This window comes from Pseudomonas sp. DW-iso3, from assembly GCF_058725305.1.
In genome coordinates this window covers 29,827-43,516 of sequence record NZ_JBZXDZ010000014.1, presented here as the reverse complement: position 1 = coordinate 43,516, position 13,690 = coordinate 29,827, and the positions used below count along the sequence as shown (strand labels likewise).

Here is a 13,690-nt window from a genome sequence, read left to right as displayed (position 1 = left end):
GATCGCGGGTATGGGTTCCGCAGCAACGGATATGCCCACAGTCAAACAGCCAACCCAGCCCTCTCCAACCCCCACCACAACCACCCCGGCAACACATCCGAATCCAGACTATCAATCAGATTCTTCAACCCCAACCCCAATTCCGTATCCCCTTCAATCACCAATCGCCGCCGAAAAAACAACGTATCCGGGTCCTCCTGCCGACTGGCCAACAACAAAAACTCCCGCCAATTCCCACTGATCGTCACCTCGGCAGCAGCCTTCGAAGCCACCCGCAACCCCTCCCGTCCCAACGTCAGATACCAACACACCCCCAAATCCGCAACACGCAGGCACATCCAACGCCCACGCAGCAGATCGAAACCTCCATCGCGCAAAGGCTCCGCCAAACACCGATTAAGCCCCTGCTCCAACACCAACCGCTGCGCGGCAAACGGCACCCGCCGAATCAACGGCAACACCCGATCCACGCCCTTGAGCACCCACTGCTTGCGACTCAACACCCCACCACCTCCTCAACCCGCAACATTCCTGCCTGCCCATGCCAATAACCATTGCACCCGTCCACAAACAACGGCGGCAGGGCTCCCTGGCGCACTTGATCAAAGGCACGCACCACATCAGCCATCCCTTCAGCCCGCGGGCTCAGGCGCAGTAAATCGGCACCACACGAAACCAAACCGGGATAGTCAGCCAGCAAGTTGGTCACATCGGCAGACATCGTCTGAATCCCATTCAAGGTAAACAACGCCTGCCCTTCCTGACTGGTCAACGCCATGCCATCCAGATAGTTGATACAGCAGAACTGGCAATCATCCTTCGGCCGGTTCTCCGCCCGCGCAGTGAAACAACGCGCCGAGTACGCCAGGGGCAGATGCCCGTAGGCGAAGATCTCCACTTCGGGCAATGGCCTCCCCAGTTCACGCACTTGCTCCAGCACATCGGCGATCAGATCGTGGGAGCACTCCACTGGCGGCACCCAACGCTGCATTCCCGCATCGAGCAACTGCACCAACGCGTGGCCGTTGTAGAGATTGAGTGCCGGGCCACCGACAAAGGGCAATTTGCGCTCGATCAGTAACTGCACGGCGCCCATGTCGTTTGCCTCCACCAAAAAATCGCCGTTGTCACACAGCCGTCGCAGGCTGGACAGTTCGGAGGCGGCTTCGATCAAGGTGAGGCTCGACAATACGATCTGCGCCGAGCTGCACGCTTGCAATTCGCGGCCCAGGCCCAGCCATTGATCCAGGTTGAACGCGCGGCGTTTGGAACACACCGTTTCCCCCAGGTAAATCACATCCAGGGGCAAGCCGGCCATGTCGGCATAGAAGCGCCCCAGGTGATCTTTGTCCCAATAAAACAGCACCGGTCCCAGGCTGAGTTTCATCTGTGTCTCCTCACTGCCACGCACGATGGTAAGCACCCAAGGTGGTCTGGCTGCCTTCGGAAAGCCCGGCGAGCACCTGGCGCCATGGGGCCTTGACCACAAAGCTCGCGGGGTTGGCGCGGTGGGCGTCGAGGGCCGCACGCCACACACGGGTGACTTGCTCCACATAGGCCGGGCTGCGCTGCCGGCCTTCGATCTTTACCGCTTCCACGCCGATGGCGCTGAGTTCGGGCAGCAGGTCGAGGGTGTCGAGGCTGGTGGGTTCTTCCAGCGCGTGGAAACGCTTGCCGCCCACCAGGAAACGGCCCTTGCACAAGGTCGGGTAGCCAGCAGGTTCGTCCGGGGTATAGCGGTCGATCAGCACGTCGCTGAGCCGTGCGCTGAGGCCGTCGGCGTCGTCGCTCCAGCGCACGGCCTTGGCCGGCGAGCACACGCCACAGAGGTTGGGCGACTCGCCGGTGATATACGACGACAAATGGCAACGCCCCTCAGCCATGATGCACAGGCTGCCAAAACCGAACACCTCAATGGGCACGGTGCCGCTGGCCGCCACCTGTTTGACCTGGGCCAGGGACAGCACCCGTGGCAGCACGGCACGGCGGATGCCGTAGTGTTCGACGTAGAACTTCAATGCTGCCGCATGGGTGGCCGAGCCTTGCACCGAGAGGTGCAACGCCATGTGCGGATGGCGTCGCGCGGCATAGCCCAGTACGCCAGGGTCGCCCGCGATCAAGGCGTCGACGCCATGATCGGCGGCACGGTCCACTGCGCGTTGCCAGCGCGGCCAGATCTTCGGTTGCGGGTAGGTGTTGACCGCCACATAGAGCTTGCGCTGGTGCTGGCGGATATGGGCGACAGCGGCATCGAACTGCTTGTCGTCCATGTTCAGCCCCGCAAAGTGCCGAGCATTGGTGTCATCGCGAAACCCTACGTACACCGCATCGGCGCCTTGGCGCACGGCGGCTTTCAGCGCAGGCAGGTTACCCGCCGGACAAACCAGTTGCATGACCGCTCCTTATTCAAAACCGGTGAAGGGCAGGAAAGACACTGCCGCTCCCTTGGATACTTGCTGCTCGCGCTCGATGATCACTAGACCATCGGCCCAGCAGGCGGCGACGAGCATCGCCGAGCTTTGCTGGGGGTGCAGGACGGCGCGCAATTGCCCGTCGCTGCCGGGGCTCAGCCGTGCGCGCAGGTATTGGCGGCGCTTGTTGGGTTTCACCCATTCAAACGCGGCGGGCACGCTGATGGGCACTGGCAACACTCGCTCCGCGCCTTGAGCACGCAAAAGGAATGGGCGCACTACGATCAGCGTGGTCACCAGCGCAGCCGTCGGGTTACCCGGCAGGCCAATCCAGGGTTTACCCGCCACCTGACCGAACGCCAGCGGCTTGCCGGGCTGGATTGCCAAGCGCCAGAACTCGATCTTGCCCAGCGCTTGGATCGCTTGCTTGAGGTGGTCCTCTTCGCCCACCGACACACCGCCAGTCGTCAGCAGCAAATCGCATTCGGAAGAGGCCAGCAGCAGCGCATCACGACTGGCCGCGAGAGCGTCTGCCATCACACCGTAATCGTGAACCGTGACGCCCCAGCCGCGCAGCAGCGCCGCGACCAGATAGCGATTGCTGTTGTAGATCTGCCCTGGCGCCAGGGACTCACCCGGCTCGCGCAGTTCATCACCGCTGCTGAGCAGGCACACGCGCAGTGGCCGGAAGACCTTGACCCGCGGTATGCCCGCGGCCGCCAGCAAGCCGATTTCCTGGGCACGCAGGCGTTTACCGGCACTCATCACACGCTGCCCGCGTTGCAACTCTTCGCCGCGCCTGCGTACGTGTTCGCCCAGGCGCACCGGCGGACACCAGATGCGCTGACCGTAAACGCGGCAGCGCTCCTGGGGCACCACGCTGTCGGCACCTGGGGGCAGCGGCGCACCGGTAAAGATCCGCACGGTTTGCCCCGGCTGCAACGGCACGTCACTGCTATGCCCCGCGGCGATCCGTCCAACCACTTGCAAATGACCGCCCTGCTCCGGCACATCGAACGCGCGCAGCGCATAGCCGTCCATGGCGCTGTTGCTCCAACCGGGCAGGTCGATCGGTGAAAACACCTCTTCGGCAGTGACACGCCCGAGGGCCTCGGTCAACGCAATCACCTCAGTGGGCGGTGGCGGCGGTGCCTGAGCCAGCAACCGGTCGATGGCCTCCTCCACCGGCAGCAGGTCGCCGCTGTCGCACAGGCTCATGACCGTACCACACAGGCTTGAAGCGGTTGATCGAGTTGCGGCTTGAGATGCGGCGCGAAGTTACACGGGCCGGTGCGGCTGTCCAGTTGGCCGACCAGGATCTGGTCCCAGGCAGTCCGACAGGCGCCCGGCGAACCGGGCATGCAGCACACCAGCACGCCATTGCTGACCCCTGCCAGGGCGCGGGACTGCAAGGTGGACATGCCGATTTGCGCCAAAGACACCTGCCGGAACAACTCGCCAAACCCGTCCACCTGTTTGTCCAGCAACGGCAGCACGGCCTGAGGGGTGTTGTCACGGGCGGTAAAGCCAGTGCCGCCGGTCATCAGTACAACTTGTACGTGAGGGTCAGCGATCCACTGGGAGACCCGTGCGCGGATCTGGTAGATGTCATCCATCACGATGCTACGGTCGATCAGCCTATGTCCAGCGTCTTTCAGGCGGTCCACCAGGGTTTGCCCGGAGGTGTCGGTGTCGTAGGTGCGGGTATCGCTGATGGTCAGCACCGCGATATGCAGGGAGACAAAACTGCGTTGGGTCAGATGGGCCATGGTCCAGGCTCCAGGTATTGAAAAGATGCATCCAGCCTGCGCCGCAATGAGCGCAGGGCCTATTCCTCGAAGGAGGTATGCCGTCAGGGAGCCAGGCGCGTGCGCTGCCACTCGCCGTCCAACAGGCGGTAGTCGAGGCGGTCATGCAGACGGTTGGGACGGCCCTGCCAGAACTCGATGCGCCGGGGTTGCAGGCAGAAACCACCCCAATGTTCGGGCCGAGGCGGCTGGCGCCCGGCGAAGCGCTCGGTGACCTCACGCAGGCGTCCTTCCAACTCGCTGCGATGGGCCAGGGGCTGGCTCTGGGGTGAGGCCCAGCTGCCCAGTTGGCTGGCGGTCGGACGCGCCTCGAAGTAGTCGTCCGACAGTTGCGCAGCGGCCTTCACCACCGGGCCTTCGATACGGACCTGACGCTCCAGGCCCGGCCAGAAAAACGTCATGGCGGCATGGGGGTTGTCCGCCAACTCCTGGCCCTTGGCACTCTGGTAATTACCAAAAAAGAAAAACCCGTCGACGCTGAACCCCTTGAGCAACAGGATGCGGCAATGGGCATGCCCGTGGCTGTCCACCGTGGCCAGGGCCATGCTGTTGGCTTCCGCCGGGGGCACTTCGGTCTTGCGTGCCTGGTCCAGCCACTGGCCAAACAATGCCAACGGGTCGGCCTGCGCACAATCGTCGCGAAGACCGTAAAGGGTGTAGTTGCGGCGCAATTGCGCAAGGGACAGGGGCATGGCGCGGTCCTCCAGAAAGTTCGCCACAGTGTGGGAACTGCCGCGCCGCTATCCCTTGACCGCGGTCAACACTCCGCCGCGGCATGACGCCGCATCGCGGTTCACCACAACGACTTGGCGAGGACCGTCAACCGATGAACCATCCACAACACAGAAGACATTGACCTCTCCTAGCCCGGATGCCCATCGACCCGCGCCTGCCACAGCATCGGTCCATAGCGCCACACGTACAGGCCCACCCCAATGGACCAGCAAAGTCCTGCCAACCACAGGGCTGCCAAGGGCCAAACCAGCACCAACCACACGCGGCATACACACGCCAGGTTCAGCAACGCGAAAGCCAGCGTCATGCCGGGTGGCGGCTGCAACGGTCGACCGGTATGGCCCAGGCTGACCCGTGTGATCATCGCCAGGATCAACCCAGCCATCGCACCAATGGTCAGCGCGTGCACCGCCAGGCTTGGATTGAAGGCGGCACCGAAATGCCACAGCGCCATGCCCAGGCACGCCAGCGCGAGCCAGGCATAGGCCAGGTGCAGAGACCACAGCAGCGGTACTCGCCACAGGCCGCGATCCTGCCAGCGCAGCCAGCGCAGCAGATGGCCCAGGCCCAACGCGGCGAATAGCACGCCAACCCAGAGATTAGGCATCAAGGCCCATCCGTTGGCATACAACAGCGCCACCAGAATCGACCCGCTCAGCAACAGGTGGTCCAACCACGGCCAGGGCTTGACGGCTTCGGCCCGGCCCAGGCCACGCTGGGTAAAAAACGGAATCACACGGCCACCGATCAGGCCCATCATCGCCGCGACGAGCCATAAGCCGGTCAGAACCGACTGGCGCTGCAACGCTGGGTCGGACAGCGATAGCCCGTCAGCCAAGGCCAGCAACACCAACACCAGCACAATCGGGTAATTGCGCGTCTGCCGGACCTTCCACAGCGTCCACCCCATCACCCCGGCAACTGCCAATGGGAAGCTCAACTCCAGCACGGCCAGCAACGGCATCGGAACATTCAGCAACCAGCCCACGCGAGCCGCCAGCCACAGTGCCGCCAACACCGCCAAGGGCGTCCCGCTGAGGCCGGCGCGCCCGGTCCAGGTCTGCACCGCCGTCAGCAAAAAACCGGCGATGATCGCCAGGCCAAAGCCGAACAGCAACTCATGCCGATGCCAGGCCAGCCAGCCGCCGGCCGGTTGCCACTCGCCAGTCAGCCCGCCCAGGGCCAACAGCCACAACGGCACCACCAGCGCCGCCAACAGGCACGCGCCGAGAAAAAATGGCCGGAAGGCCAGGCGCAACAACGGGGTAATCGACATTGCCTTGCGCCGATCCAGTACGTGCATGCCACGGCTCCTCAACTCATTATCGGTCTATCTATCGAGGGTTTTACCAAGTGAGGTAAAACATGCCCTTGGCCAACACCACAATCGCAACCATATGCGCAAACAAACTCAAGTGCACAAACCGCAGATAGCGCGGCCCTACACGCCCCAGGCGCATACGCAGCATTGTCAGCAGAAAGTGCAGCAGCACACTGGCGGCGAGGGTCAACTTAACGGTCAGCAAAGTCCCGAAGGACGAAGCGAAAGGCGCGGTCAGCACTGGCAAGTAACGCAGCCAGACCATGCCCAGCCCCGCGCCGAACAGCACCAGTAATACCCAGGGCATCATCACCCTGGCGCGTTGACCGACGCCTTGCTCCACCAGCACCATCACCCGCGCAGGCAATTGGTGGTGCAGGCGTGCCAGGATCAGCACTTCGAAAAACACTGTGCCGATAAAAATCAACGCAGCGAAGAGGTGCGCCAGCAGAAACAGTAGGTAAGGCATGATGGCCTCGCGGGGGGTACCGGAACACCAGTGTGACGACCTGCCAGCGTGCACACCTTGATTCCGGTCAACCCATCACATCAACGGGATGCTGTAGCTGACAATCAGCCGCGTCTCGTCCTTGTCCGCCGTGTCGTTGCCGCGCAGCACCGCGCTGCGCCAGGTAAAGCCCAGGCCTTTCAAGGTGCCGGTGGGGATCACGTAATCCAGGCGCAGGTCACGCTCCCACTCACTGTTGTCGCGGCCGACAGTGCGGATGTGGCTGCCGTGGATATACGTCACGCTGGAGCGCAACCCCGGCACGCCCAGGCCGGCAAAGTCATAGGCATAGCTGCCAACCGTGGCTTGCTCACCGGCATTCACGAACTTGAGCGACTGGGAATTGGTGATCAGGTAGAGCGAGCGGCCCTGGCCCTGGTTGATGTGCGGGAAGTCACTTTGCCCGGTGGTTTTCTGGTAGCCCAAGCTCAGCGAATGCCCGCTCAAGGCATAGGTGAACATGGCGCTCCACAAGCGGTTGTCGACTTTGCCGGCGTTGACGCCAGGCCCGTAGTAGCCCGAGCTGACATAACCTTCGCCGCGCCCGGCAACGCTGCCATTCTTGCCGTCGGCGGTGCTGTAGAAATACCGCAGGTCGCTCTTGAGTTGGCCCACCGGCAGTTGCCAGTTATGCACCAAGCCGAGGAAATGCTGCTGGTAAAAGTTCTCCAGGCTGGCGTAGTAGTACTGCACCTGCAGCCGTTTGCTCACGGCGTAATCCACACCGCCGTAGTAGAACTGGTTGCTGGCCTTACCCTTGACCGGGTCATTGGCCCCAGCAATCGACAAGCCTTGGCCGTTACTGGAGTTCCGGTCCATCACCTGCTCGATCTTGCCCGCGATCAGATTGACGTCCCTGAAGTCCTTGGACTCCACCTGATAGCCCCGAAAGGTCTGGGGCAACAGGCGACCGTCCTCAGTGGTCAGCACCGGCAGCTTGGGCATCAGGTTGCCGGCTTTGAGTTGCGTCTGGGCGATACGCAGTTTGCCGGTGACGCCGGTCTTGCTGAAATCATGGACGGCCTTGCCGTCGTCCAGCGGGAAAACGCTGCCGGGGGTGTTGTCTGCACCGGCCTTGCCGGCCCGGCCCGAGGCGTCCAGGCGCAGGCCGTACCACTCTTGCAGATCCAGGCCCAGGCCGACCGTGCCCTCGGTGAAACCGGACTGGTAATTGAACATGAAGGCCTGGCCCCACTCCTTGTCCGAGGCGGCCTTGGCGTTGCGGGTGTCCTGGTTGTAGTAGAAGTTGCGCAGGTCGAGACTGGCTTTGCTGTCGTCGATAAAACCCGACGCAGCCGCCTGCTGCGCAGCGCCGAGGGAGACGGCGAGCGCCAGGCAAGTCTTGTGGTTCATGAAGGCTCCGAGAAGTGATTGAGGCGACACCGTCGGCGTTCAGCCTGTTCTTGTTGCAGGCCTCTAACGTGTGACATTCGACGGGAGCGCGCACGGTATAGGCTTGGTCCCACGGGAAAAAGCCGTCAAAACCGCTATTCACTTTTTCAGTTTGCGTAACAATCCACGTGTCACTTCAAGGTATTCAGCCGCATGTCAAGGCACCGCCAACCACCCACTGAACCCACCCGGCGCCTTCAACGGACACCAGGCGAAATCCCAGGGTGGCGGCGGCAGCGCCTGCTGTTCGACCCCGACACTCCGGGCGTCTTTCCAATCGACAACCCTCGACGACTGCCAGGCCAGCGCCACGCCCTGTGCCTGGCTTTCGTCCGTATTGACCCAACACGCGGCGGCCGCCGCCATGAATGCCTCGATCGGCTCGTCGTCGATCTGCGACCGATACGGCGAGCCCAGCAGCCAGCGGCAGACATTCAGGTGATAGGTCCAGTCCTGCGGCGGCCGGTTGCGGTAGGCCCAGGTCATGAAGCTGCGGAACAGGTTCAACCCTTCGGGCGGATCCAGCTTGAGCAGCGCCGGGCAGATATCGAACAGGGTGTGCCAATACGGCAATAACCGTGCATCCAGGTGCACGAAGTTGCGGGAATTGCTCGGGTATTCAGGCGGCGTCGGTACCGCGTGCAGGCGGCGGGACGCCTTGCTGACCAGGCGGCTGGCGCCTGCGGGCAACAGGTGGTTCATGAAACGCACTCACAGTCATGACGATGGAATGCCTCCTGGTCTCAGGAAGCCCAAGGCAAACGTCAGAATGCAGGGGAAGCGCGGGGGTTGGCCGAAGGCCAGGAATAACGCGGCGGCGCCTTGTTGCGACGTTCATGGGCGGGCCGTGGAGTTTGCCCCAGCCCCAGCAACCAAGCCAGACCGACCAAAAACACCAGGGCAACCGTCAAGGCGTTGCAGACCGGGCAGGCAAAGTAGTTCGAGATGTTGCTGGAAGACGGGCTGCCCAACCCTTTGTCGGAAAGTGGCGCCTGCTTGCCGTCCACCGAACAAAACGCCCCACCGATGCCATTCAGTGTCTGGCCCATCATCTGACCATGCCCCAAACCGCAGACGAACAGGTTCATCAGCACGCAGAAGTACAGGGCCCAGGCAATCAGGGAACGGTCGGGGTGGCTCAATTTCATGGCGGCGACTCTACCACCAGAGCCGCCAAAGGATGAAGTGCCGCCTGCCCCTGTGGCAGAACGTCGCAGATTACGTGCACTTCCCAGGGTTGGTAGACTGGACGCCCTCAAAGCCTGACGTATTGATCCAGAGCAATGCAGGCGTTTCACAGGATGCACAGTTGATGAGTACCTTATTCACCCGCCGCAAAGTGCTGACCGGAATGGGCCTGCTGGGCCTGGGCAGCCTGCTGGGCGGCTGTGACTACAGCCCCAAGCTGAACTTCAAGTACGGCAAGGACCTGAGCGACAAGATCATGGGCCGTACCTTCAAGCTCAAGAACACCGACGGCGAGACCGTCACCTTGAGCTCGTACCGTGGCCTGATGCCGGTGGTGTTCTTCGGTTTCACCCAATGCCCGGCCGTGTGCCCGACCACCCTGGCGCGCGCCGCCCAGGCCAAGAAACTGATGGGTCGCGACGGCGAAATCATGCAGGTGGTGTTCATCACCCTGGACCCGGAACGCGACACCCCCGAGATCCTCAACAAGTACGTCAAAGCCTTCGACCCCAGCTTCGAAGCGCTGTACGGCACCCCGGAAGAAATCGCCGTGGCCGCCAAGGAATTCGGGATCTTTTATGAAAAGATCCCTGCCGGCGACACCTACACCCTGTCCCACACCGCCACCAGCTTCGTGTTCGACACCCGTGGCAACCTGCGCCTGGGCCTGCAGGCATCCCTTACCGCTAAAGAGTGCGCAGAAGACCTGCTCACCGTCATGGAGGTCTGCTAATGACTGCCGTTCAACACCTCAAACGTACCCTTATCGGCCTGACCCTGCTGGGCCTTGCCGCCCACGCCAGTGCCCAGGTGCAAGTAACCGACGCGTGGGTACGCGCCACGGTGCCGGGCCAGCCGTCCAGCGGCGCGTTCATGACCGTCACCGCCGACAGCGACAGCCAACTGCTGAGCGTGGCCTCGCCGGTGGCCAAGGACGTGCAGATCCATGAGATGAGCATGAAGGACGACGTGATGCGCATGGGCCCGGTGGACTCGGTGGCCCTGCCCGCCGGCAAGGCCGTGACCCTCGACCCCAACGGCTACCACGTGATGCTGATGGGCCTGACCGGCCAGATCAAGGAAGGCGACCAGGTGCCGCTGACCCTCACCGTGCAAAACGCCAAGGGTGAGAAGCAGGCGATTGAAGTGAAGGCCCCGGCCCGTGGCGTGGATGGGATGGACCACAGCAAGATGCATTGAGGGCATGGGAGCTCTGTGGTGAGCGGCCTGCGCTTGCATCCGCAACTGGCTGAACAACCCGATATACCGCCTCAATCCACAATAAACAGCTTCGCCCCTACGCTCGTCGACGAGCGATGGCCCTCCATGTCATTGCCCACCTGGTAACTCATTCCGGCCGTCAGGGTGAACTGGCGGCCGTCTTCCAGTTCCGTATGCAACTCGCCTTCCAGGCACAAGAGAATATGCCCTCTCCAGCACCAGTGATCAGCCAAGTAGCCGGGGGTGTACTCAACCATGCGCACGCGGGTGGTTCCGAAGTGGCAGGTGCGCCATAAAGCGTTGCCGGTAATGCCTGGGTAAGTCACGGATTCGACCGTGGTCCAGTCAGTGGTGCCAAAGGGGACGGCAGTGAGGTCCATGGTGGGCTCGGTGGTTGATTAGCGGGGCTTGAGGCTATCCATCTGGACCCGCGGGCGATAGGCACAGATCCACCACTTTTCTGGGATACAGGTATCCTGCCCGCATCGCTAACAGGGATTCGCTTATGCAGATCGACCCCGCCTACGTCCTTCACGAAACCGAACACTGGCTGCTCAACCATCACCTGGCTTCAGCCTTGCCCGGCTACCTGATGCTAGGCGCCAAGGCGCCGATTCACTCCCTGGCCGACATGCCGGAAGCGGCGCTGGCCGAGTTGGGTGGGCTGCTGGCAAAAACCCAGCGAGTGATGGAGGCGCAGCTCAAACCGAAATGGCTGTATATCAGCCGTTATGGGCACATGCCGGGATTTGCGCTGCACTTTCATTTCATTCCGGTGTACGACTGGGTGGAGGACGCGTTCTGGCAAGATGAGCGTTATCGGTTGCTGCAAGGTTTTGGCACACAGCAACTGACGCAGACATTGACCGACGGGGCCGAATTGACGCTGTTTGTATGGCGTGAGTTTGGAGAAAGCGCGACACCACCGCAGGTTCAAGGAGAGTCAGTCCAGCACGTGATAGCGCGATTGCGCGCCGCTTTTAGTCGAGACATGAGCGGCAGAGAACGGCGATAAAGCGTCGATGCAACGAAATTTGACGCACGTGCATGCTCAGGCTAACGGTTGCACAACCAACAGGCTGCACGGCGGGTGATTGAGTAAGCGCTCGGCTGTGCTGCCGATGAACATGTCGCCGCCACGAGCATGGCTGGCGCCTAGCACCACGATATCGAATTCATTCTGCTGGGCGAACCGCTCAATGACCGCGTGGGGGATGCCCGTCAGCAGGTGACGGCGGTGGCCGTCAATCCCGTAGCGTGACGCAAGCACCTCGAACGCCTCCTCCTGCGCGTCATTGACCGCGTCCCTAAGGCTTTCATTCAGACTCAGCGTGGACACACTCGTCGATGTGTCTCCCACAACCGACCAGTTGCTGATACTGAGCAGGTGCAACCTGGCACCGCAGGAGGCTGCCAGTGTCGACGCCAGTTCAAGCACTTGCTCATTGACACCTTGAGTCAACTCTTCAAGGTGGGACAGGTCGATGGCAACGAGTATTTTCAGAGGGTTGGGGTGCCTGGCTTCGGTCACCAGATGAAAGTGCGCTTCACACTCGCGCAGTAACCGCCAGTCCAGTGGCTGGTGAAAGGCCCGCCCCAGTGCAGGCACGTGGTGAATATCCTTGACCACGAGATCTGCATGGAAGTCGTTCACATAATCGAGTACATGGCCAGGGCTTGCTTTAGCCCAGACGACCTCACTGGTCACCTGTCCTCCCGCAAGGCGCGCCTGCTGCTCCAACCAATGCCGATGCACTTGCAAATAACCCTCTCGGGCACGCGTCATGGCTTCATGGTCGAACAAGCCTGCTACCGCCAAGGCCTGGACGTAATCGAACGCAACCATGTGCAACGACGCTCCGGTGGCGCAGGCCAGCGCCTGCGCGCGGTCGAATGCTGGAGTACGGGTCATTTCGGTCGGTACGATCAATAAAATACGTTTAAGTTTCTGCATCACCGCGATCTCCTGACAACAGCGTTGTACCCAACTGCAAACCCGACATCCTGTTCGGACTGCAGGCGGCGCTGTGACTGCAGTATCGGATTCGGCCCACGGCAGACTCTGATCTTTATCAAGTAAATAACGGGCCGCCAGCAAGGCGCGCTGCCGGTTCAGATGCACCCATCAATTTGGGCAGCATGGAACGGCAGGACTGTTCGTTCGAATAGCGTTCTTCTCCACTCGTCACCTTTAACCTGAAAAAGGGCAAATTAAGTGCGGACCCACACGCCCCCCCGCTATGCTCAGGAGATACCTGGCGGAGCGAGACCCGATGACTGGAACCCGTCCGTTACAAGTCCAGAGCCTCAAATCAGCCTGCTCACAGTGCAGTGTTCTAGAGCTTTGTCTGCCAATAGGGCTATCGGGCGATGAAGTGAAGCGCTTGGACAAACTGATCGTCCAGCGCTTCAAGATCAAAAAAGGTACGGCGTTGTACCGCACCGGCGACCCCTTGCGCTCGCTTTACGCCGTGCGAGTTGGTTCATTCAAGACCAGCATGGTGTCAGTCGACGGTCGTGAGCAGGTCACCGGCTTTCAGATACCTGGCGAGATGCTGGGCCTGGACGCTATCAGTGCCGACATACATGCGTGCAGCGCGTTTGCCCTGGAAGACAGCGAAGTGTGCCCCATCCACTTTGCGCAACTGGAAAAACTCTCGCAGAGCCTGCCGTCGCTGCAACACAACCTCAACCGCCTGTTGAGCCGGGAAATCGTGCGTGACCAGACAATGCTGATGCTCATGGGCAACATGAACTCGGACGAGCGCCTAGCGGCCTTCCTGCTCAACCTTTCACAACGTTTGAGCATTCGCGGTTATTCCCCCAAGGACTTTGTTCTGAAAATGCGCCGAGAGGAAATCGGTTCCTACTTAGGACTACGCCTGGAGACCATCTGCCGGGGTATCGCGCACCTGCGAGACCTGAACCTGGTGGATATTGCCGGCCGGAACGTCAAGATTCAGGACATGGAGGGCCTTAAACAACTGGTATCAGGCTGCAATCGTCCGACCGTCCTCTAACGCCCGCACACTTGGCGCCCCATCGCGTACGCGCGGCAGCCAGCGCCGTGGAAAACGTTGCAATCAGGCGCATTCCCCCGACTGTC

At 61.6% G+C, this 13,690-nt stretch carries 17 protein-coding genes; 4 read left to right on the top strand and 13 right to left on the bottom strand.

Annotated features, from left to right (window positions below; translation table 11 throughout):
- Positions 1 to 41 precede the first annotated feature (41 nt).
- The 11 genes from ubiT to AC4PS7_RS28795 form a co-directional block, all read right to left on the bottom strand.
- Positions 42 to 503, bottom strand: coding sequence for a ubiquinone anaerobic biosynthesis accessory factor UbiT (gene ubiT / locus AC4PS7_RS28845; protein ID WP_010209816.1), 462 nt, complete (start codon positions 501 to 503; stop codon positions 42 to 44).
- Positions 497 to 1,387 (bottom strand): U32 family peptidase, encoded by an 891-nt coding sequence (locus AC4PS7_RS28840; protein WP_010209815.1) that lies wholly within the window; start codon positions 1,385 to 1,387, stop codon positions 497 to 499. The genes ubiT and AC4PS7_RS28840 overlap by 7 nt, the downstream gene beginning before the upstream one ends.
- A gap of 10 nt (positions 1,388 to 1,397) precedes the next feature.
- A complete protein-coding gene (ubiU, locus tag AC4PS7_RS28835; protein WP_021492294.1) occupies positions 1,398 to 2,393 on the bottom strand; it encodes a ubiquinone anaerobic biosynthesis protein UbiU in 996 nt (331 codons plus the stop codon).
- Between the two features lie 9 nt (positions 2,394 to 2,402).
- Positions 2,403 to 3,629, bottom strand: a complete 1,227-nt coding sequence (locus AC4PS7_RS28830) for a molybdopterin molybdotransferase MoeA (protein ID WP_021492295.1) — start codon at positions 3,627 to 3,629, stop codon at positions 2,403 to 2,405.
- Positions 3,626 to 4,180 (bottom strand): molybdenum cofactor biosynthesis protein B, encoded by a 555-nt coding sequence (gene moaB / locus AC4PS7_RS28825; RefSeq protein ID WP_021492296.1) that lies wholly within the window; start codon positions 4,178 to 4,180, stop codon positions 3,626 to 3,628. Before moaB ends, AC4PS7_RS28830 begins: the two co-directional genes overlap by 4 nt.
- 83 nt (positions 4,181 to 4,263) lie before the next feature.
- Positions 4,264 to 4,911 carry a pyridoxamine 5'-phosphate oxidase gene (gene pdxH / locus AC4PS7_RS28820; RefSeq protein WP_010209810.1) on the bottom strand — a complete coding sequence of 216 codons (648 nt, stop codon included), beginning with the start codon at positions 4,909 to 4,911 and terminating at the stop codon, positions 4,264 to 4,266.
- Between the two features lie 170 nt (positions 4,912 to 5,081).
- Positions 5,082 to 6,257: an NnrS family protein gene (locus AC4PS7_RS28815; RefSeq protein WP_492179876.1), complete on the bottom strand. Its 1,176-nt coding sequence runs from the start codon at positions 6,255 to 6,257 to the stop codon at positions 5,082 to 5,084.
- A 43-nt stretch (positions 6,258 to 6,300) separates the two neighbouring features.
- Positions 6,301 to 6,744, bottom strand: a complete 444-nt coding sequence (locus tag AC4PS7_RS28810; RefSeq protein WP_010209808.1) for a membrane protein — start codon at positions 6,742 to 6,744, stop codon at positions 6,301 to 6,303.
- Positions 6,745 to 6,819: 75 nt separating this feature from the next.
- On the bottom strand, positions 6,820 to 8,136 hold the full coding sequence (locus AC4PS7_RS28805) for an OprD family porin (RefSeq protein ID WP_010209807.1): 1,317 nt from the start codon (positions 8,134 to 8,136) through the stop codon (positions 6,820 to 6,822).
- Positions 8,137 to 8,331: 195 nt separating this feature from the next.
- Complete coding sequence (locus tag AC4PS7_RS28800) at positions 8,332 to 8,877, bottom strand: putative natural product biosynthesis protein (RefSeq protein ID WP_021492299.1); 546 nt, start codon at positions 8,875 to 8,877, stop codon at positions 8,332 to 8,334.
- A gap of 62 nt (positions 8,878 to 8,939) precedes the next feature.
- Complete coding sequence (locus tag AC4PS7_RS28795) at positions 8,940 to 9,323, bottom strand: DUF2946 domain-containing protein (protein WP_021492300.1); 384 nt, start codon at positions 9,321 to 9,323, stop codon at positions 8,940 to 8,942.
- A 164-nt stretch (positions 9,324 to 9,487) separates the two neighbouring features.
- On the opposite strand from AC4PS7_RS28795, the gene AC4PS7_RS28790 reads away from it, so the two are divergent.
- Together AC4PS7_RS28790 and AC4PS7_RS28785 are read left to right on the top strand one after the other, a co-directional pair.
- Positions 9,488 to 10,096 carry an SCO family protein gene (locus AC4PS7_RS28790; RefSeq protein WP_010209804.1) on the top strand — a complete coding sequence of 203 codons (609 nt, stop codon included), beginning with the start codon at positions 9,488 to 9,490 and terminating at the stop codon, positions 10,094 to 10,096.
- Positions 10,096 to 10,563, top strand: coding sequence for a copper chaperone PCu(A)C (locus AC4PS7_RS28785; RefSeq protein ID WP_010209803.1), 468 nt, complete (start codon positions 10,096 to 10,098; stop codon positions 10,561 to 10,563). The genes AC4PS7_RS28790 and AC4PS7_RS28785 overlap by 1 nt, the downstream gene beginning before the upstream one ends.
- A gap of 71 nt (positions 10,564 to 10,634) precedes the next feature.
- Here AC4PS7_RS28785 and AC4PS7_RS28780 read toward each other — a convergent pair whose 3' ends face one another.
- Positions 10,635 to 10,964 (bottom strand): DHCW motif cupin fold protein, encoded by a 330-nt coding sequence (locus AC4PS7_RS28780; protein ID WP_021492301.1) that lies wholly within the window; start codon positions 10,962 to 10,964, stop codon positions 10,635 to 10,637.
- A 125-nt stretch (positions 10,965 to 11,089) separates the two neighbouring features.
- Here AC4PS7_RS28780 and AC4PS7_RS28775 point away from each other — a divergent pair, with 125 nt between their 5' ends.
- Entirely contained in the window at positions 11,090 to 11,599 is a 510-nt protein-coding gene (locus tag AC4PS7_RS28775; protein WP_010209800.1) for an HIT family protein, read from the top strand.
- Positions 11,600 to 11,635: 36 nt separating this feature from the next.
- Here AC4PS7_RS28775 and AC4PS7_RS28770 read toward each other — a convergent pair whose 3' ends face one another.
- A complete protein-coding gene (locus tag AC4PS7_RS28770) occupies positions 11,636 to 12,538 on the bottom strand; it encodes a universal stress protein (protein WP_021492302.1) in 903 nt (300 codons plus the stop codon).
- Between the two features lie 319 nt (positions 12,539 to 12,857).
- Between AC4PS7_RS28770 and fnr the strand changes: the two genes are divergently transcribed.
- A complete protein-coding gene (gene fnr / locus AC4PS7_RS28765; protein ID WP_021492303.1) occupies positions 12,858 to 13,604 on the top strand; it encodes a fumarate/nitrate reduction transcriptional regulator Fnr in 747 nt (248 codons plus the stop codon).
- The last annotated feature ends 86 nt before the right edge of the window (positions 13,605 to 13,690 follow it).